1 protein-coding gene is annotated in these 221 nt (G+C 58.8%); it reads left to right on the top strand.

What is annotated here, in order from left to right; all coding sequences use genetic code 11:
* Positions 1-93: 93 nt before the first annotated feature.
* Positions 94-221 (top strand): immunoglobulin-like domain-containing protein (locus FS665_RS24040; protein WP_371921325.1); only part of this gene is annotated, 128 nt, incomplete at its 3' end.

Below are 221 nucleotides of genomic sequence, written 5' to 3' on the forward strand. Positions count from 1 at the left end.
ATCACTAGCGTTAGCGGCGGAAGCTTTGAAAGCCTCGTAGCCAATACTGACCCCGTCAACACCTCGGTCACTGACGTAACTGACACGACTACTGTGACACTAACCGCCACACCATCGGTGGCGGAGGGCGGCACCATCGTTTACACCGCCAGCGTCGGGGCGCCGGTGACTGGAAGTCCGGTTGTAGTGACCCTGGCCAATGGCCAAATCATCACCATCCC

The sequence above is a fragment of the Pseudomonas sp. URMO17WK12:I11 genome (assembly GCF_007677725.1).
GTDB lineage: Bacteria > Pseudomonadota > Gammaproteobacteria > Pseudomonadales > Pseudomonadaceae > Aquipseudomonas.